Origin of the sequence: Vibrio sp. 10N.222.55.C6 (assembly GCF_041473395.1) — a bacterium.
GTDB classification, from domain to species: domain Bacteria; phylum Pseudomonadota; class Gammaproteobacteria; order Enterobacterales; family Vibrionaceae; genus Vibrio; species Vibrio crassostreae_C.
On record NZ_JBFRSD010000943.1, the window covers coordinates 1 to 287 of the forward strand.

The window sequence follows — 287 nt, forward strand, 5'->3', positions numbered from 1 at the left end:
ACTCAATATTGAGTCTAGATACGGGTTAGCGTGGCCTTGATGAACGGCGTAAACACAGTCCAGTAACTGATTGTGCAAAGTGACCTGATAAGGGGCGGTGGTGTAACTGGCTTTTAAATGAGTGATTGCGCTGATGATAGCGTTACTTGAATCGAGTGCTTGAGCGAGTTTTTCATCTTCCCCAATGCCATTTTGGAGTAAAACGATCGTTTTGTTTGTCCAGGCTTTGGCTTGCTCGAATAAGGCCCTGTTATCGTGCGCCTTGGTTGCGATAAACACGACATCAC

Annotated in this window: 1 protein-coding gene; it reads right to left on the reverse strand. The window is 46.0% G+C overall.

Annotated features, from left to right (window positions below):
* On the reverse strand, positions 1-287 hold a 287-nt coding region (locus AB4486_RS26970; RefSeq protein WP_372119847.1), incomplete at both ends, for a ketopantoate reductase family protein.